At 46.1% G+C, this 19,161-nt stretch carries 17 protein-coding genes; 1 reads left to right on the top strand and 16 read right to left on the bottom strand.

The genetic code is table 11. The features are described 5' to 3' along the window. Positions 1 to 6: 6 nt before the first annotated feature. Positions 7 to 504, top strand: coding sequence for a hypothetical protein (locus ICW03_RS00950; protein WP_215348274.1), 498 nt, complete (start codon positions 7 to 9; stop codon positions 502 to 504). Positions 505 to 539: 35 nt separating this feature from the next. On the opposite strand, the gene lpxC is transcribed toward ICW03_RS00950, so the two are convergent. The 16 genes from lpxC to rsmH all read right to left on the bottom strand — a co-directional run bounded on the left by lpxC (position 540) and on the right by rsmH (position 19,154). Beyond that, on the bottom strand, positions 540 to 1,454 hold the full coding sequence (lpxC, locus tag ICW03_RS00945) for a UDP-3-O-acyl-N-acetylglucosamine deacetylase (protein ID WP_215348273.1): 915 nt from the start codon (positions 1,452 to 1,454) through the stop codon (positions 540 to 542). Positions 1,455 to 1,498: 44 nt separating this feature from the next. Further along, positions 1,499 to 1,999: a peroxiredoxin gene (locus tag ICW03_RS00940; RefSeq protein ID WP_215348272.1), complete on the bottom strand. Its 501-nt coding sequence runs from the start codon at positions 1,997 to 1,999 to the stop codon at positions 1,499 to 1,501. A gap of 112 nt (positions 2,000 to 2,111) precedes the next feature. Next, positions 2,112 to 3,452 (bottom strand): cell division protein FtsZ, encoded by a 1,341-nt coding sequence (ftsZ, locus tag ICW03_RS00935; RefSeq protein WP_215348271.1) that lies wholly within the window; start codon positions 3,450 to 3,452, stop codon positions 2,112 to 2,114. Between the two features lie 58 nt (positions 3,453 to 3,510). Then, a complete protein-coding gene (ftsA, locus tag ICW03_RS00930; RefSeq protein ID WP_215348270.1) occupies positions 3,511 to 4,740 on the bottom strand; it encodes a cell division protein FtsA in 1,230 nt (409 codons plus the stop codon). 9 nt (positions 4,741 to 4,749) lie between these two features. Continuing rightward, entirely contained in the window at positions 4,750 to 5,607 is an 858-nt protein-coding gene (locus tag ICW03_RS00925) for a cell division protein FtsQ/DivIB (protein WP_215348269.1), read from the bottom strand. After that, the gene (locus ICW03_RS00920) at positions 5,604 to 6,617 is read right to left on the bottom strand and encodes a D-alanine--D-alanine ligase (RefSeq protein ID WP_251374422.1); all 1,014 of its coding nucleotides are present in this window, start codon (positions 6,615 to 6,617) and stop codon (positions 5,604 to 5,606) included. Before ICW03_RS00920 ends, ICW03_RS00925 begins: the two co-directional genes overlap by 4 nt. Further along, positions 6,610 to 8,046 carry a UDP-N-acetylmuramate--L-alanine ligase gene (gene murC, locus ICW03_RS00915; RefSeq protein ID WP_215348268.1) on the bottom strand — a complete coding sequence of 479 codons (1,437 nt, stop codon included), beginning with the start codon at positions 8,044 to 8,046 and terminating at the stop codon, positions 6,610 to 6,612. The genes ICW03_RS00920 and murC overlap by 8 nt, the downstream gene beginning before the upstream one ends. Continuing rightward, positions 8,043 to 9,092, bottom strand: coding sequence for an undecaprenyldiphospho-muramoylpentapeptide beta-N-acetylglucosaminyltransferase (murG, locus tag ICW03_RS00910; RefSeq protein ID WP_215350071.1), 1,050 nt, complete (start codon positions 9,090 to 9,092; stop codon positions 8,043 to 8,045). Before murG ends, murC begins: the two co-directional genes overlap by 4 nt. A gap of 20 nt (positions 9,093 to 9,112) precedes the next feature. Further along, complete coding sequence (ftsW, locus tag ICW03_RS00905; RefSeq protein WP_215348267.1) at positions 9,113 to 10,384, bottom strand: putative lipid II flippase FtsW; 1,272 nt, start codon at positions 10,382 to 10,384, stop codon at positions 9,113 to 9,115. After that, positions 10,381 to 12,003, bottom strand: a complete 1,623-nt coding sequence (gene murD / locus ICW03_RS00900) for a UDP-N-acetylmuramoyl-L-alanine--D-glutamate ligase (protein ID WP_251374421.1) — start codon at positions 12,001 to 12,003, stop codon at positions 10,381 to 10,383. The genes ftsW and murD overlap by 4 nt, the downstream gene beginning before the upstream one ends. A 13-nt stretch (positions 12,004 to 12,016) precedes the next feature. Next, positions 12,017 to 13,186: a phospho-N-acetylmuramoyl-pentapeptide-transferase gene (gene mraY, locus ICW03_RS00895; RefSeq protein ID WP_215348266.1), complete on the bottom strand. Its 1,170-nt coding sequence runs from the start codon at positions 13,184 to 13,186 to the stop codon at positions 12,017 to 12,019. Continuing rightward, a complete protein-coding gene (murF, locus tag ICW03_RS00890; protein ID WP_215348265.1) occupies positions 13,177 to 14,625 on the bottom strand; it encodes a UDP-N-acetylmuramoyl-tripeptide--D-alanyl-D-alanine ligase in 1,449 nt (482 codons plus the stop codon). Before murF ends, mraY begins: the two co-directional genes overlap by 10 nt. Further along, complete coding sequence (locus ICW03_RS00885) at positions 14,625 to 16,175, bottom strand: UDP-N-acetylmuramoyl-L-alanyl-D-glutamate--2,6-diaminopimelate ligase (RefSeq protein WP_215348264.1); 1,551 nt, start codon at positions 16,173 to 16,175, stop codon at positions 14,625 to 14,627. Before ICW03_RS00885 ends, murF begins: the two co-directional genes overlap by 1 nt. Then, complete coding sequence (locus tag ICW03_RS00880; RefSeq protein WP_215348263.1) at positions 16,172 to 17,944, bottom strand: penicillin-binding protein 2; 1,773 nt, start codon at positions 17,942 to 17,944, stop codon at positions 16,172 to 16,174. The genes ICW03_RS00885 and ICW03_RS00880 overlap by 4 nt, the downstream gene beginning before the upstream one ends. Then, positions 17,941 to 18,207: a cell division protein FtsL gene (gene ftsL / locus ICW03_RS00875; protein ID WP_215348262.1), complete on the bottom strand. Its 267-nt coding sequence runs from the start codon at positions 18,205 to 18,207 to the stop codon at positions 17,941 to 17,943. The genes ICW03_RS00880 and ftsL overlap by 4 nt, the downstream gene beginning before the upstream one ends. Next, positions 18,204 to 19,154 carry a 16S rRNA (cytosine(1402)-N(4))-methyltransferase RsmH gene (rsmH, locus tag ICW03_RS00870; RefSeq protein WP_215348261.1) on the bottom strand — a complete coding sequence of 317 codons (951 nt, stop codon included), beginning with the start codon at positions 19,152 to 19,154 and terminating at the stop codon, positions 18,204 to 18,206. Before rsmH ends, ftsL begins: the two co-directional genes overlap by 4 nt. Between the last annotated feature and the right edge of the window lie 7 nt (positions 19,155 to 19,161).

Below are 19,161 nucleotides of genomic sequence, written 5' to 3'. Positions count from 1 at the left end.
TTTTTTATGAACTTCACCCCTAAATCATCCCGCAAGCACACAGCCCATGACTGGATGGATTACCTACGAGAATCCGATGGGCTTGGGGGGATTTTGGCCAGAACAGAAGATCTGGCAAAACTGAAGGGGTGGATCCACTCAGCACTTACTACCCTGGATTTAGGTCACCTCAGCTCAAAAATTGAAGCTGGATGGCGCTCCGGCTCAAAAGATGAGCTCTTTTTACTGGTGAGCAGTGCCAGCATTGCAAGTCGCTTACAGCAAATTTTACCTAGTCTAATCAAAGAGTTAGCTAATTCTGGCTTAGTCTGTAGCGCAATAACGGTTCGGGTTAAACCAGCCCCGCCAGTCTGGGAGATCAAAGCTAGACAAGCCGAACGGGAAAAGCCAAAAGGCTTAAATGAGGTAGCTAAAAAGTCTTGGGAGTCTCTTTTGGAGAAATTAGGGCCAGAATCAGGCTTGCGCTCATCTATCGAGAAACTACTCAAAAACAAGCCGAAGTAGGCTAAAAGACAACTTCGAAGACCGCTTCGAGCCTCTTAGAAAAAGAGGGGTTGGCTTTCTTGGGAGTAGGCTTCAGGAGCCTTATTTTCAGCGAAGGAGCTAATTTCGTAAGAACTTGGATCTTCCAAAAGCTTACGCAAAAGTGCGTTATTGAGGGCATGCCCTGACTTCTCAGCAACATAAGCACCCACAATTGGATGACCAATAAGGTAGAGATCACCAATCGCATCTAAGATTTTGTGACGCACAAACTCATCTTCGTAACGAAGTTCTTCGTTATTCAAAATGCGGTGCTCATCTAAAACAATCGCATTATCTAAACTGCCACCACGCGCTAAACCCATTTCGCGGAGTGCCTCTACTTCGTGAGCAAAACCAAAAGTACGTGCGCGACCAATTTCACTACGGTAAGCGTGTTCTGCAAAATCCACCACAAAACGTTGCCCCGTTTTATCTACAGCCGGATGTTTAAAGTCAATCGTAAAGTCCAACTTAAACCCAAAGAATGGTTCTAATCGTGCAAGCTTGTCGCCTTCACGAACCTCGACTGGTTTTTTAATAACAACAAATTGACGTGGCGCATCTTGCTCGGCAATACCCGCTGATTCAATTAAAAACAGAAAAGAGGCGGCACTGCCATCCATGATGGGTACTTCTTCGCCATCCAGCTCAATTAATAAATTATCTAAACCTAGCCCAGCACAAGCGGATAACAAATGCTCTACAGTTGAAACACGTACGCCATCTTTCTGAATTACAGAGGCTAGTCTTGTGTCGCAAACAGCTAAGGCAGTTGCTGGAACAACAGACTGCTCAGGCGTATCTACCCTAACAAACTGAACCCCTGAATTCACTGGCGCAGGCTTGATAGAAATCATCACCTTACGACCAGAGTGCAAGCCAATCCCCACGGTTTTTACCGGAGTGGCGATAGTGCGTTGCTTCATCATATGTGGCTATCTAAATTCAGGGGATGTTTGTTTGTGAATTCTGATTACAGCTTTTTCAATATAGAAGCTGCATCACTTACTTCAAACTTACCAGGAGCTTCGCGGTCAAGTGATTTCACAACACCGTCTTCAATAATCATGGCATAACGATCAGATCGCACACCCAATCCACGAGTAGTTAAATCCAACTCTAATCCGAGCTTTTTGGTGAACTCAGCACTGCCGTCACCGAGCATACGAATCTTCTTGCCTACTTTTTGATCACGTCCCCATGCACCCATCACAAATGGGTCATTTACAGAAACGCACCAAATCTCATCAACACCTTTAGCTTTGATCGCATCAAAGTGCTCCACATATCCAGGCACATGCTTAGCAGAACAGGTTGGGGTAAAAGCACCCGGCAATGCGAAGAGTACGATCTTTTTACCTGCAGCCAATTTCTCAACTTCAAACGCATTTGGCCCTAAGGTGCAGCCCTCGGTCTCTTCATTCATAAATTCATAAAGAGTAGCGTTCGGTAATTTTTGTCCAACAGCAATCATGACATCTCCAATAAATAATTGTTAGTAAGCATGCCAACGCAAGCGCGGGATTCGTCGTCCGGAGGGGCGCCGCGCTGGCATTTTGCAATTACCTATTGTATTAAGCAGTCAATTAATCTGCTTGCTTACGTAAAAAGGCTGGGATTTCATAGTAATCAGCCCCTTTGTCCAACATGGATTTAGCCTGTGGAGAGCTATCTGCACCTAATGTAGGCGTAGGAGTCGCTTCACGAGAGCTACGAAAAACACGTGGTAAATCATATTGACTGTAATCAACCCCGGTGCTTGCTGGCTGAGCTGCCATTGCTGGAGTACTACCAACACCAGTCATTGCCAAACCTGCACTAGTTCCCAGAGCGGAATCCATACTTACCTTGCTCATTGCAGCGGAAGGGCTTGCAGGGGCAAAACTATTAAGATCAGCCATTGTTGGCATAGCATCATGAGTACCAGTAGCTTGTCTCCAAACTACTTCAGGCTGGTTATTTTTACGTGCTTGAGGATTATTTAAACCAGTAGCAACTACAGTTACACGCAAGGCATCACCTAAACTCTCGTCATATACGGTACCGAAGATAACTGTTGCATCATCTGCAGCGTAGCCGCGAATCGCAGCCATTACTTCGCGAGTCTCAGACAATTTCAGTGAGCGGCTAGCGGTTATGTTTACCAATACGCCACGCGCACCGGATAAATCTACACCCTCCAATAATGGTGAAGCAACTGCAGCTTCAGCAGCCAAGCGTGCACGATCCATGCCAGAAACAGTTGCTGTTCCCATCATGGCTTTGCCTTGCTCGCCCATTACTGTCTTAACATCTTCAAAGTCAACGTTAATCAAACCTTGAACATTAATGATTTCTGCAATGCCTGAAACCGCGTTATGTAACACGTCATCAGCACAAGCAAATGCCTTATCGAACTCAGCGTCCTCACCCATTACTTCAAAGAGTTTTTCATTGAGCACAACAATAAGTGAATCTACATATGACTCGAGCTCTGAAGCACCGTTCTCAGCAACCTTTAAACGCTTCACACCCTCAAAATCAAATGGCTTACTGATCACACCAACAGTGAGAATGCCCATTTCTTTTGCCACTTGGGCCACGATTGGAGCTGCACCAGTTCCAGTACCGCCACCCATACCAGCAGTGATGAACACCATATGTGCGCCTTGCAAGGTATCAGCAATGCGGGCACGCGCTTCTTCAGCAGACGCAGCACCGATTTCCGGTTTAGCCCCTGCACCCAATCCGCTAGAGCCCAGTTGCAAATTCACAGATGCCTCAGAACGCTGTAAAGCGCCAGCATCGGTGTTCATGCAAATGAACTCTACGCCGTTAACACCACGACGGATCATGTGCTGGACAGCATTACCACCAGCGCCACCAACTCCAACCACTTTAATAATGGTCTTGCCGGCTATTTCTTGATCTAACATTTCAAATTCCATATACCCTCCTAGGTAAATACTTACTACATTGACGACGACGAAAAAAACTAAAAATTACTTAAAAATTTCCTGCAAACCATTCCTTCATGCGCGAGATAACACCTTGTAACGCGCCTGATTGAGAAACACGACGGCCGCGCAATAACTGCGCTTGACCTTCCATCAACAAACCAATGCTGGTGGCATATCTAGGACTACGCAAAACTTCATGTAAATGGCCACGGTACTCAGGCGTGCCGATTCGGGCTGGCCTTAAAAAGACCTGCTCCGCTAACTCCACCATGCCAGGCATGAGCGCAGTGCCACCTGTTAAAACAATTCCTGAAGAAACCATATCTTCGTAACCAGAATCACGAACCACGCCTCGTACGAGGGTAAATAACTCCTCAACTCGTGGCTCGATCACTGCTGCTAAAGCTTGCTTAGACATCGGACGTGGATCACGGTCACCGACGCCTGGAACATCAATCATTGCAGTCGGATCTGCCATATCTTGACGAGCAATGCCATGCGCGATCTTCAAATCTTCAGCATCAATCGTTGGAGTACGTAGCGCCATGGCAATGTCATTAGTAATTTGATCGCCTGCAATTGGAATTACTGCGGTATGACGAATAGATCCCTGGCAGTAAATTGCAATATCAGTGGTACCGCCACCGATATCCACCAACACAACGCCCAACTCTTTTTCGTCCTCAGTGAGTACTGCCAAACTTGAGGCCAAAGGTTGCAAAATCAAATCGTTTACCTCAAGACCACAGCGACGCACGCACTTCACAATATTTTGAGCCGCACTTACCGCACCAGTCACAATGTGCACCTTCACTTCTAAACGAAGGCCGCTCATACCGATTGGCTCGCGCACATCTTCCTGTCCATCAATAATGAATTCTTGAACCAGAATGTGCAAAATCTGTTGATCCGTTGGAATATTGATTGCTTTTGCCGTTTCGAGAACGCGCTCGACATCCCCAGAACCAACCTCCTTATCGCGTATTGCCACCATACCGCTAGAGTTGAAACTCACAATATGGTTACCCGCAATACCAGTAAAGACTTGTACGATCTGACGATCAGCCATTACCTCAGCCTCTTCAAGCGCCTTCTGAATTGACTGAACAGTTGCTTCAATATTGACTACAACACCCTTCTTCAAACCTTTAGAGGCTGTTTGACCAACACCAACCACATTAAATTGACCATCGGGAGCTAATTCAGCAACCAAGGCAACAACCTTGGATGTACCAATATCCAACCCAACCAACACATCACGATTGTCTTTACTCATCACCATTCCTCATTGCTTCAGCTCGCTTTTTTTACCATCCACTTCATTCTTCTTCAAACTTGCAGAAGCAAGATGAACCGCAAAACCATTTGCATATCGCAAATCAATTGCATCAATTCGATTAGCCAACTTCTCTTGTACTTGAGGCCAATATTTTAATAAGCGCACTACACGTTCTTCAGTTAAATTCTTATCAGAGCTTTCTTCATCGCGCCCAAACTCAACTCTCATACCATTAGAAAGTTTGACGTTCCACGCATAGCGCTCTGTTAAAGCAAGGCTAGTTACTTCCGCACCCCATGGCTTAAACCAGTTGTTTGCTTTTTCACAAAGACTCATTACCTCTTTGCCAGAATCTGCAGGACCAGAGAAGTCAACCAGACGGATGTCGTCACCAACCTCAGAGACTCGTCCAACAAATAGCTCCCCATGGGTGTTCATTAAAGTGTGACTCTCAGCACCACCCCATGTACCAAATGGTTTCTGCTCTTCAATGCTGACGACTAATCCATTAGGCCAGACACGGCGTACATTGGCATGTCGAACCCAAGGCATACTCTCAAAGCCACGCTTTACATCCTCTAGACGAACACTAAAGAAATTGCCCTGTACCGTTTCTAAAACTTGCTGCTTCACAATTGGCTTCTTAACGTGCTTTAGCGTTTGTCCAGCGACCGGCTCAATTTGTATTTGCTTTAAAGCAAATACTGGACGTTGACTAAGCCAAACCAAAATACCAATTACTAGCATCACGATGAAGCAACGCATCAAGAAACGGCTCAGCTTCTCCATGCGATCCGAGTGATTCCATAATGGAGCCATCAACATTGAGAAAATTTCACCGAAGCGGTCCATGAAGTTACTCATGCATGAGCACCCTCATTTTGCTGCACTGTTTGGTCCAATAACCAAAGCACTAAATCCGCATAATCAACACCTGCCGCCTTAGCAGCCATTGGCACCAATGAATGAGAAGTCATGCCAGGTGAAGTATTCATTTCTAGCAAATAAGGTTTGCCAGTTTTTTGCTCCAGCATCACATCTGCACGACCCCAAGTCCGGCAACCCAGGGCTTTGTATGCCGCCAAGGCTAATTCTTGAACAGCAGTATTCACCTCTGGCGCTAACCCTGTTGGGCATAAGTACTGAGTTTCATCAGAGAAATACTTGTTATGAAAATCGTAATTTGCTTGCGGTGGAATAATTTTGATCACCGGCAACGCTTCGGCATCCTTACCGTAGCCAACTAATGGGCAAGTTAATTCATCCCCGATGATGCAAGTCTCGGCAATGACTTTTTTATCTAAACCAGCAGCAAGCTTATAAGCGGCCGGTAGTTCATCTACTGACTTTACCTTGGTTAGGCCCAAAGAAGATCCTTCGTTTGCAGGCTTCACAATTAATGGCAAACCTAAGTGCTGAACTACTGCATTCCAATCACTTGTTGCAGTCAGTTCTTCATACTCTGGAGTTGCAAGTCCATTACTAATCCAGACTTGCTTAGTGACAATCTTATTGATCGCTAAAGCAGATGCCAATACACCGCTACCGGTATATGGAAGATCCAGCAATTCAAGCAGACCTTGAATCGTGCCGTCTTCACCAAAGCGGCCGTGCAGCGAAATGAAAATACGATCAAATTTCTCTTGGGCTAGTTCAGTAGGGCAACGCAAACCAGTATCAAAAGCGTGGGCATCCACACCTTTTGAACGCAAAGCCTCCAGCACACCATTACCTGACATGAGGGAAATTTCTCTCTCGCCGGATTTACCGCCAAGCAATACGCCGACGCGACCAAAAAACTTAACATCCATGCTAGCCAAGTCAGCTTTAACGCGATCGCCCCAGGAGCTCAAGTTAGCGTCTACCTTAGACATGCTTTGCCTCCGACAATGTATGTGGCAAAGCAGAAATTGATCCTGCACCCATCGTAATTAATACATCTCCATCTTGTAAAACTTGACTCAATTTTTCTGGCATTTCCGCAATACTTGCAGCGTAAGCAACTGCCGCTGAATTCAACAATGCTGTCGAATTCTTATCTTCAGCAATAGCAGCCTTCATTAAGCTCTTGCCATCAGCGCCTGGAATTTTGGCTTCACCTGCTGGGTAGACATCTGTCAATACCAATGCATCAAAGCTTCGAAGAACTTGTACAAACTCACCAAAACAATCACGTGTTCTAGTAAAGCGATGTGGTTGGAATGCCAAAACTAAACGGCGATCTGGATAGGCGCCGCGAGCAGCAGCTAAGGTTGCTGCCATCTCTACTGGGTGATGACCGTAATCATCAATCAAAGTAAATCTGCCACCTGATGCCAACGGAATCTCTCCATAGCGCTGGAAGCGACGACCAACTCCGCCAAATTCAGAGAGAGCTTTTGTGATTGCTTCATCACCAACACCTAACTCTGTTGCTATACCTATAGCAGCTAAAGCATTGCGTACGTTATGCAAGCCTGGCAAATTAAGAGTGACATTAAGTGGGCCAGGCTTATTGCCATGTCTGCGGACAGTACGGCGATCAACCGTGAAATGCATGCGAGTGCCGTCAGCACGAACATTGCTCGCACGGATATCGGCATCGTCAGATAGGCCGTAGCGCAGTATTGGTTGAGATACAAATGGAATGATGTCGCGCACATTTGTATCATCAATACAAAGCACTGCCACGCCATAAAATGGCATGCGCTGAATAAATTGCACAAATGCTTGCTTTAAGCGAGCCATATCGTGCTGATAGGTATCCATATGATCTGCATCGATATTGGTGACCACTTCCATCGCTGGAAATAACTGCAAGAAAGAAGCATCAGATTCATCAGCTTCAACAACAATAAAGTCGCCATGTCCTAAACGTGCATTTGCTCCAGCTGAATTGAGTTTTCCGCCAATCACAAACGTAGGGTCTAGACCACCCTCAGCCAAAACTGATGCGACCAAACTGGTAGTCGTTGTTTTTCCGTGGGTGCCAGCAATGGCAATACCCTGCTTTAAGCGCATTAACTCGCCCAACATCACAGCACGCTGAATTACTGGAATCTTTGCAGCTCTTGCAGCCAAGACTTCTGGGTTATTCCCAGCAACCGCCGTTGAAATCACTACTGCCTCAGCAGTGCCAATATTTTTAGGGTCATGCCCAATATGAATCACTGCGCCCAACTCTTTAAGACGCTTAGTTACGGCACCCTCAGCAAGATCAGATCCTGAAACTTGGTACCCCAGGTTCAAAAGCACTTCTGCAATGCCACTCATACCCGCACCACCGATACCGATGAAGTGAATTTGTTGAACGATATGTTTCATATACCCACCCCCGCACAATCTGCGCATACCTCAGCCACTCGCTGAGTTGCATGCGGCTTTGCTAAAGCATGTGCACGCAATGCCATCTCTTTTAAGTCCGCACGATTGAAGTTTTGAATCATCAATGCCAAATCCTGCGGGTTCAGCAATGGCTGCGGCAATAAAACTGCCGCATCTGCATTTGACAGAAACTGTGCATTCGCAGTTTGATGGTCATCAATTGCATGAGGAAATGGAATCAAGCAAGAGGCAATGCCACAAGCAGCTATTTCAGAGACTGTCATAGCACCCGAGCGGCAAATGACTAAATCTGCCTGTGAATACGCAGTTGGCATGTCATCAATAAATGGACGAATATCTGCATCTACACCAACATCCGCATATCTTTTTTGCAGATCTGCTAAATGCTTATCGCCCGCCTGGTGAACCACCTTAGGACGTGACTCAGCTGGAATCAATGCTAAGGCAGCTGGAATATTTTCATTTAAGGCTGCAGCGCCCAAGCTACCACCCACCACCAAGATGGAAAGTGGTCCTTGGCGCTGTTCATACCGTGCTGCAGGCGCAAGCATATGATCAAACTCTTCGCGGATCGGATTGCCAACCCACTCTGCGTTTGCCATCGTATGAGGGAATCCAGTGAGAGTGCGCATAGCAATTTTGCTTAATGCACGATTAGCACTACCAGCCACTGAATTTGACTCATGCAAAACCAAAGGACGCTTCAAGAGTTTACTTACCAAACCACCAGGGAAGGTAATGTAGCCACCCATTCCCAAAACAACATTTGGCTTCACGCGGCGCATAATCTTCCAACTCTGAAAACAAGCACGCATGAGGTTAATCGGTAGCATCAACTGTGCTTTTAAACCTTTGCCACGAAGACCGCCAAACTCGACTGCCTCAAACGGAAAGTCACAGGACTTCACAAGGCGATACTCCATGCCAGCTTGATTTCCCAACCAAGAGACACTCCAGCCACAAATCCGCAAGTATTCAGCGACAGCAAGGCCTGGGAAAATATGCCCACCAGTGCCACCTGCCATCACCAAGATTGAGGGTTTTGTCAAAGCTTCCCTCCACGCATCAGAATGCGATTTTCAAAATCAATGCGCAATAGCATTGCCATCGCAACAGCATTCATCAAAATGCCTGAGCCGCCATAACTCACCAATGGCAAAGTCAAACCTTTAGTTGGTAACAGTCCAAGGTTCACGCCCATATTAATAAAGGCCTGCCAACCAATCCAAATTGCAACACCCTTAGCAGCCAGGCCTGCAAAGCTGCGATCCAACTGCAAGGCTGTACGACCAATTAGGAAAGCGCGTCGTACGATCCAATAGAACAAGAAGATCATGACAACCACCCCAACAAATCCCAATTCTTCACCAATCACCGCCATGATGAAATCGGTGTGCGCTTCAGGTAAGTAATGCAATTTCTCTACGCTACCACCTAGACCCGTACCAAACCATTCTCCACGCCCAAACGCCATGAGTGAATGCGTTAGCTGATAACCTTTATTAGCGGCGTTATCCACTTGCCATGGATCCATAAATGCCAACATGCGACCACGACGGAATGGTGAGAGCGCAATCATTGTTGCCCCGCTCATCAAGCCAACCGCAATCAATCCACCAAATAATTTAGCGTTAATTCCACCCAAAAAGAGAATGCCAAATGCGATTAAGGCAACTACTACGAAAGCGCCCATATCTGGTTCAGCCATCAATAAGCCACCAACCAGAGCAACTGCAATGCCCATAGGCAGCATGCCCTTCACAAAAGAATGAAGATACTCTTGGCGTTGCACTGTATAACTTGCCGCAAAGATCACTGCGGCAAATTTCATTAACTCGGAAGGTTGGAAGTTCATTAAGCCCAAAGGAATCCAACGCTTTGCACCATTCACACCTTTACCAACACCAGGAATAAGTACCGCGATAAGTAATAAAACAGTAAATCCAAAAATGACTGGTGAATAACGATCCCATACTTTTGTTGGAATCTTGAAAGCCCAAATCCCCACCCCAATAGCAATCACCAAAGAAATCATGTGGCGGATCAAGAAAAAGTTGCTACTGTAGTTTGCGTACTTAGGCCCATCAGCCAAAGTAATGGAAGCTGAGTACACCATCACTAGGCCAATCAACATGAGGGACAAGATTGCCCAAACAAGCAACTGGTCATACTCCATCATGCGTGAACGGGTTTGCTCTACGCCAGATACTGCATCACGCAAGCCAGTGCGGAAGTTATCAATTCCTCCTCTAGAAAAATTCCAGAAGCGGTTTAATCCAAGGCGATTTTCAGGAAAGAATTTCTCTTTTAAGTTCATGCCTGGACTCCTTCAAAGCGCATTCCCAGCTCTTCGACTTCTGCGACAAATACTTGAGCACGCTCCTTGTAGTCGCGGAACTGATCTAGGCTGGCGCAAGCTGGGGATAACAACACCAAATCTCCAGAGATGGCCTGTGCCGCAGCAGCCTGAACCGCAGACACCAAGTCACCGCAATTGGTAACTGGTATGCCAACACCCAATGCCTCGCCAATTGCAGCGCCATCTTTACCGATTACGAAAGCGCCTTTTACAAAACGCAAAGCTGGCTCACGAAGTGGACTGAAATCTTGCCCCTTACCGTCTCCGCCAGCAATTAACCAAATGCGTTTGCCTGATTCGTTATTACCCAAGCCATTTAATGCAGCAACAGTAGCGCCTACATTAGTGCCTTTACTATCGTCCACATACTCAACGTCTTTAACGATTGCAATACTTTGAACTCGATGAGGCTCGCCATGGTAATCACGCAAACCATGCAACAGAACATTCATTGGCAAATTAGCGGCACGCGCTAAGGCAAGCGCAGCTAAGGCATTTAAGGCGTTGTGACGACCACGTATTCTTAATGCATCAGCTGGAATGAGACGTTTCAATCGTAAAGGCTCATCATCCTCAACAACCGCAGCCTTACGACGACGCTTAGGCTTAGGCTCTACATCCTCATCCACCTCAGCCCACACTAGCCAATCAATGCCACCAGCACGCAAGTCATGCTCAATACCAAAGGCGCCTTGCTCATCTGGACGATTAGAACCAAAAGTCACAATAGTTTTCTCTGCTTTTTGCTCTTCTGAAAGCAAGCTCATTACAAGAGAGTCATCACGATTCAGGATGCATACTGTATCGGCGCCAAATATTTTTGACTTAGCATCTGCATAAGCCTGCATATCCCCATGCCAATCCAAATGGTCTTGGGTAATGTTCAACACAGTTGCTGCAGTTGCATTTAAGGTGTGGGTATAAACCAGCTGGAAACTAGATAACTCCAACACCCAAACATCAGGCATGTCGACAATCTGATCCGCCAAGTCTAAGCAGTTCATTAATTTTTCCAAAGCAGCAGGGCTGATGTTTCCCGCCACAGCAACCTTCTTACCAGCGCGCTCACAGAGTTGCCCTGTTAGTGCGGTGGTCGTTGTTTTGCCATTGGTACCAGTGATTGCCAATACCGCAGCCTCATAACTAGACTCTTGCACCTGAGCCATGCGACCTAAAGCAGAAATTGCACGAGTAAAAAATTCAATTTCGCTCCAAACGTCGATTTCAGCTTCCTCAGCTTTTACCAAGAAAGAATAAATTGGATCTTGCACCGGAGAAAGCCCTGGACTGATACCAATCACATCAATTTCATTGAGTAAGTCATCACTCAAAGGTCCAAAACAAGTATCTTTTAGTCCAGCAAGGTTAAGCTCCTGCAACCAAGCATTCTGACGCTCACTGAATGATGATTGCTCACGAGTGTCGGCGAGACGTACCTCTGCACCATTACGCAAGCACCACTTAGCCATGGCGACACCGGATTCACCCAAACCCAAAATAAGGAATCTGCTTGGTGCTTGATAGCCCTCATCACCCATAAAGGCTGAATTAGCGAAGGTATTTTCTAAAATCAACATATTTACTTTTGGATCACCGTAACTTCAGGCTAGATAAGCCAATTAAGACTAAGAGAATCGTGATGATCCAGAACCGCACAACTACCTGCGTTTCTTTCCAACCACCTAATTCAAAATGATGATGCAATGGCGCCATACGGAAAATACGACGGCCCTCGCCAAAATGTTTTTTGGTTACTTTGAACCAAAGTACTTGCAACATGACTGAAAGGGTTTCGGCAACAAAAATGCCACCCATCACAAACAACACAATTTCTTGACGAACAATGACGGCGATAGTGCCGAGTGCACCACCTAAAGCTAGCGCACCTACGTCGCCCATAAATACTTGGGCTGGATGAGTGTTGTACCAAAGGAAAGCTAATCCTGCGCCGCCCATGGCGCCACAGAAAATCATTAGCTCACCAGCGCCAGGTATATAAGGGAAGAGGAGATACTTAGCATAAATCGCATTACCCATCACATAGGCAAAAGCACCCAATGCAGCACCCACTAGAATGACTGGCATGATGACTAGGCCATCAAGGCCATCGGTTAAATTCACCGCGTTACTACTGCCAACAATTACCAAGTAACTCAAAATAATGAAACCCATAATTCCTAATGGGTAGCTCACTTCTTTCATAAACGGCAATAGCAAGTCAGTCTTTGCAGGAAGATCTAAAGCAAATCCGCTTCTGAGCCACTCGTAGAATAATTGCAGCACCTTGAGGTTGTTGACTTCTGAAACTGAGAACGCAAGATAGATTGCAGCAAACAAACCAATCAAAGTTTGCCAAAAGAATTTCTCTCTAGAGGCCATACCTTTTGGATCTTTGTAGACCACTTTACGGTAATCATCTACCCAACCCACTAAGCCAAAGCCAAAAGTAACAATCATCACAATCCAAATAAATCGATTGCTAAGATCTGCCCACAACATACAAGAAATAAAGATACCAATCAAAATCAATACACCACCCATTGTTGGGGTGCCTGACTTTACTAAATGTGTTTGTGGCCCATCCGTCCTTACTGCTTGACCCATCTTTAAAGCGGTGAGTTTGCGAATGACCCAAGGTCCCGCAGCCAATCCAATTAACAATGCAGTGACTGTTGCCATCACCGCTCTAAAAGTGATGTAGTTAAATACTCGAAAAAATCCGAAATCATCCTGCAGCCATTGCGCCAACATTAAGAGCATGTTTTAGCCTCCTCTAACAAGGCTTGCACTACACGCTCCATGCGCATAAACCGTGAACCTTTAACCAAAATATTTAAATGCTGATTGCTACCAGTGGACTGGGCATGAAGCGCATCTCTTAATTGCGCAATGAGACTATCCATATCCGAAAAATGTTTTGCCTGAGATGTTGTTGCAGCATCTTGACTAACTTCATTAAATCCTTGAAGCGCGAATTGGCATTGCTCGCCTAAGGCAAAAAGTTTGACAACCCCTTGTTCAGCAGCATAGGCGCCAACTTCCCGATGAAACTCTGGCCCCTGATTACCAACCTCGCCCATATCACCCAAAATAAGCCAAGATAAATTGCCTGATTGCTTTAAGGCGTCAATCGCCGCTCTTACAGAGTCTGGATTAGCGTTATAGCTATCATCAATGAGGGTTCGATTTGAATCAATCACCTTAGCTTGCATGCGTCCATTGACTGGTGAGAAGGATTCGAGACCCTGCTTGATTTTTTCGAGACTTACACCAGCTGCAATTCCTACCGCACTTGCTGCTAGAGCATTACGAACATTGTGGCTGCCCAAAGTATTGAGCTGAACTTCAATAATTCCTTGCTCTGTTTGGATTTGCACATGCCCATTACTTAATAAACTTCCAGTCACAGCAGCCGATGCCTTAGTCTGAGTTGATGACAAAACAAAATCAATTACCTTGCGACTAGCAGCAGCCTGGCGCCAAACATTTGCAAACTCAGAATCTGCCGGGAAAACAGCGATGCCATCATCTGGTAACACACGAATTGCATCGGAATGCTCTTCAGCTACAGCAGCTACTGTCGCCATAAATTCCTGATGCTCACGCTGGGCATTATTAATTAATGCGATGTTGGCTTGTGCAATTGCAGCTAACTGTGCCGTCTCGCCTGGATGATTCATGCCAAGCTCAACAACCGCTAGACGATCAGTTGAACGTAGCTTTAAGAGCGTTAATGGCAAACCAATATCGTTGTTCAAATTACCTTTGGTCACTAAGGTATGTTGCTCGCCAACCGCAGCCTTAAAAATAGATGCAATCATTTCCTTAACTGTGGTCTTGCCATTGCTACCAGTAACCAAAGCCAAAGGAATCGGATGATTAGCACGCCATGCTTTGGCTAAATTGCCTAAACCAACGCGTGTATTCGAAACGCAAATTGCTGGCAAGTCGGCGGGGCATTTATCTTGACTACTAATTAGTGCAGCACCTGCGCCTGCCCTCGCAACATCAGATAAGAAGTCGTGCGCATCAAAGCGCTCGCCAACCAAAGCTACAAATAATTCATTGCGCTCTATCTGACGACTATCAGTACCCACTCGAGAAATAGATAACTCCTGAGCAGCACCTGCAGAAGCATTCATTAACTTGCTTCCAGGCAGCATAGCCTGTGCTTGAGCAAGCGTTGTCATGATGGACATTAGATTCCACCTCCGGCTGCCAAGCGAATATGCTCCTGATCAGAAAAATCGAATTTCTTCCCATTGATTTCTTGTGTAGTTTCATGACCCTTACCAGCCACCAAAACTATATCGCAAGGATTCGCATGGCGAACAGCGGCCATAATGGCAGCCGCACGATCGATAATCATCTGAATATTTGTTGCGTCAGCCTTTAAACCAGCCCGAATCATCTGCATGATGGCTTGAGGATCTTCTGAACGCGGATTGTCGCTAGTAATCAAAATTTGATCAGCGTAACGTCCTGCCACAGCTCCCATCAGCGATCGCTTTCCAAAATCCCTATCGCCACCACAACCAAATACACACCAAATACTTCCGCCACGCTGATCTGCAATAGGTCGCAAAGCCTGCAAAGTTTTTTCTAAAGCATCTGGTGTATGTGCGTAATCGACAACCGCCAACAAACCCTCTGCTTTTTGAGGTTTGCCAATCTGAATTAATTCCATACGTCCAAGCACTGGATTTAATTGACTGACTTTTTGCGCTGCAAGCTCACAGCTCATGCCTTGAGTAAGTAATACTGTCCATACTGCCAGCGCGTTACTTAAATTAAATTCACCCAATAGCGGGATGTGCAATTGAACACTTCCTGCGTTGTCATAAACAAAAGTGGAATCGTAGCCTGCACTACTCAGCGCAGTCTCTTTTGCATAAATACGCTGCAATCGGTCGCCAAATTTTTCAAAGCCTTCGAAAACTGATGGCGACAAGGCGTATGCCCACACCTTTAAATCGTTTTTAGCCAATAGATTCATGACTAACTCACGACCAAATGCGTCATCTAAATTAATGACTGCATGCTTAAGTCCAGACTGCTGAAATAACTTCGCTTTCGCCTCAGCGTACTCAACCATACTGCCGTGGTAATCCAAATGATCTTGCGTGAGATTGGTGAAGACCGCGCAATTTAGCTCAGTTCCAGCGATTCGATCTTGTTCTAATGCGTGTGAAGACACTTCCATTGCAACTTGCTTTGCCCCTACGCTGCGCAGCTCTGCCAGCTGAGTTTGTAACTTTGGAGCATCTGGAGTTGTATAGCCAGTTTGAACCATAGCACCTGGAAATCCAGTTCCTAAAGTTCCCAAAACCGCCGTGCGATGATTAGTAGCATCCAAGGCTTGTGCGAGCCACTGCGTAATGCTTGTCTTTCCGTTAGTGCCAGTAACACCAATAATGCTCAATTCCTTACTGGGATTCCCGTACCACTGAGAGCACAATTGGCCCACTTCTGCAGCAAGATTTTCAACTGCAATGCATTGCGGGTGATCTGCAAATTGATTACTCATACCTGCAGGATCAAACACCACAGCTGATGCACCATTTTCTAAAGCAGCATGAATAAATTGACGTCCATCACACAATGCATTGCCATGACCTACCGGATAGGCAAAAAAGATATCGCCAGACTGAATCTGGCGACTATCCGCGCACACTTTTGCGGAGGAATTCGCTAGAGTGTGTAAGTGGTCAATCAAGTGATTGGTGTCTATTTTCAAATCCACCCTCATCGCTTCAAAACCACATGTTGAGCCTGAGCATTTGCAGACTGAATCTCCTGTGGATTCTTATCCTGCATCACCATTTGCTTCACTTTACTATCCGGCAAAACATTTAAGGTATGCAGTGTTTCACTCACAATAGTCGAGAAAACTGGTGCTGCAACATCTCCGCCGTAGTGACTTCCCCCTGTGGGCTCATCAATCATCACCGCAACCACAATACGTGGCGCACTAATTGGAGCCAGGCCAGCAAAGTAAGCACGATATTTATTGCCATACCCTTTGCCAACTAGCTTATGCGCTGTTCCAGTCTTGCCGCCTACACGGAATCCTTCAGCCTGAGCCTTAATGGCAGTACCACCAGGCTCAGTAACAGATTCCATCATGCTGCGCATTTCTATTGCAGTTTGTGGAGAAAGAACTTTTGTGCCCGGCTTAAATTCTGGGCTGCGCTCAATTGTCAGAGGAACTAATTCACCGTCACGAGCAAAAACTGTATAAGCACGAGCCACCTGAAATAACGAAGCAGAAATACCATAGCCAAATGCAATACGCGCTTGATCGGTAGGCATCCACTTTTTAAATGGGTGAACCGTTCCAGCTACCGCCCCAGGGAAACCAATTTTTGGCGCTTGGCCGAATCCAACCGCTGTATAGAAATCCCACATCTCTTCAGCAGAAAGGCTATTCATCGCAATCTTTGCTGTTCCAATGTTGCTAGACTTCTGAATAATTTGAGAAACAGTTAAGTTCCCATAGGGATGTGTATCAGTAATTGGCTTTGGTCCAATTAAATATTTAGCGCCAATCACCATATTGGTATCTGGCTTGACCGCGCCCTTTTCCAATGCAATTGCAATTGTTAATGGCTTCATCGTTGAGCCAGGCTCAAAGGTGTCCGTTAGTACACGATTACGTAATTGCTCGCCAGTCAATACTCGTCGATCATTTGGGTTGTAGCTAGGGTAATTTGCTAGAGCCAAAATCTCACCGGTTTGCGTATCTAACACCACAGCGCCGCCTGCTTTAGCGTGATGCTTTTCAACCGCATCTTTTACAGCGTTGTAAGCCAAGAACTGAATCTTGCTATCAATAGAAAGATTTAAATCTTTTCCGTTTTGTGGCAACTGCAAAATGGCCATTTCATCGACAACGCGTCCGAGACGATCAACGACTACGCGCCTCTGCCCTGGATGTCCGGCAAGATCTTTCTCTCTCGAAAGCTCCATACCCTCTTGGCCTTTATCGTTTACGTTTGTAAAGCCAACCACGTGTGCCATCGCCTCGCCCTCTGGATAGAAGCGACGATATTCATTATTTAATCCAATACCAGGAATTTCTAACTGCTTAATTTGCTGAGCAACTGCTGGATCGACTTGGCGTTTTAAGAAGATTTGCTTGCGCTCTTCTTTTAATTTCTTCCGTAAATCAGATTCACTCATCTGCAAGAGACTTGCCAGCTTTTGCACCTTAGCTGCGGCCAAATCATCCGGCACCGTGTCGTTATAGGCGATAACCGATTTCGCCTCCAGACTAGTTGCAATAACCTGACCATTACGATCCAAAATTTTTCCACGGCTAGCAGGCAACTCTAGCTCGCGCTGAGTACCTCGCACGCCTTTTGCCTCATAGAATGCATTGCCTGGGCCCTGAATCCAAAATGCGCGCAGCAAAAGCATCATGAATACAAAAAATAAGAGGAAGAGCATTAAACGCGAACGCCACATTGGCAGACGCAACACTAAATTTGGCGTAGTAGAAAAACCAACCGGCCTCATTTAGCCTCCTTTAAGTACAAGGTACGTTCAGGAGAAATTGGGGACATACGCAATTGATTTCGCGCAACATCACGGATACGTGCAGACTTCGATAAATTACGTTGCTCAAATTCAAGACGTAACCATTCTTGGTTTAACTTACGCTCTTCAATCTGTGCACGTTCCTGCAGAATGAATAACTTACGCGCACGCTGCTGCGCCGCTACTAAAGATAGAGCGCAAATTAATAACAATGCGAGCAAGGTCAATGTTGCACGATTCATGCAACTGCTCCCATGCGTTTTTCAGCGACACGCATAATTGCTGATCGTGCGCGAGGATTTTCAGACACCTCGGCATCACTAGGTTTGACACGACCAATAATTTCCAAGGCACTTTGCGGCAAATCTTTCTCGCGCACTGGCAAGCCACGAGGAATCTCTACTTTTGCATGGGCCTGCATAAATTGCTTCACGATGCGGTCTTCAAGGGAGTGAAAACTGATCACTGCTAATCTCGCACCAGGCTTTAATAATTTCAAAGCTGCTTTTAAACCAAGCTCCAAATCTTCCAGCTCGCGATTGATAAAAATACGCAGAGCCTGAAATGTTCTGGTTGCAGGATCTTGACCTGCTTCACGTGTACGCACAACGCTAGCAACTAGACTTGCTAATTCTGTTGTAGTTTTTGGTGGCAAACCTTCTTCACGCTTTGCCACAATGGCTTTAGCGATCTGATATGCAAAGCGCTCTTCTCCGTAAGTCTTAATCACGTGCGTGATTTCCTCCGGCGGTGCTTGCTCCAACCACTCTGCTGCAGTTAGACCATGATCGGTATTCATGCGCATATCGAGCGGACCTTCGCGTCGAAAAGAAAATCCCCGATGCGCTTCGTCCACTTGCGGCGAGCTGATACCCAAGTCCAACAAAATTCCATCGACTGATTCTGGTTCCGCGTACTGATCCATCTGCGCAAAGCTGTCGTGCACAACTTTCAAACGCGGATCGTTGATTTTCTGGGCTACTGCGATCGCATCCAAATCCTTGTCGAAAGAAATCATGCGTGCCGATGGATTCAATTCTTTGAGCAGCGCTTGAGTATGGCCGCCTCGCCCAAAGGTTCCATCGATCACTAGAATTTGTTTTTCTGAGTTTTGATTTTGAATCAGTGGGCCGCCAACTAGCGCCGTCACCGCCTCGGCCAGTAACACTGGGCGATGAGATATGTTCATAGCACCC

This window comes from Polynucleobacter sp. MWH-Aus1W21 (assembly GCF_018687275.1).
Lineage (GTDB): Bacteria > Pseudomonadota > Gammaproteobacteria > Burkholderiales > Burkholderiaceae > Polynucleobacter.
This window is presented reverse-complemented; position numbering and strand designations above follow the sequence as displayed.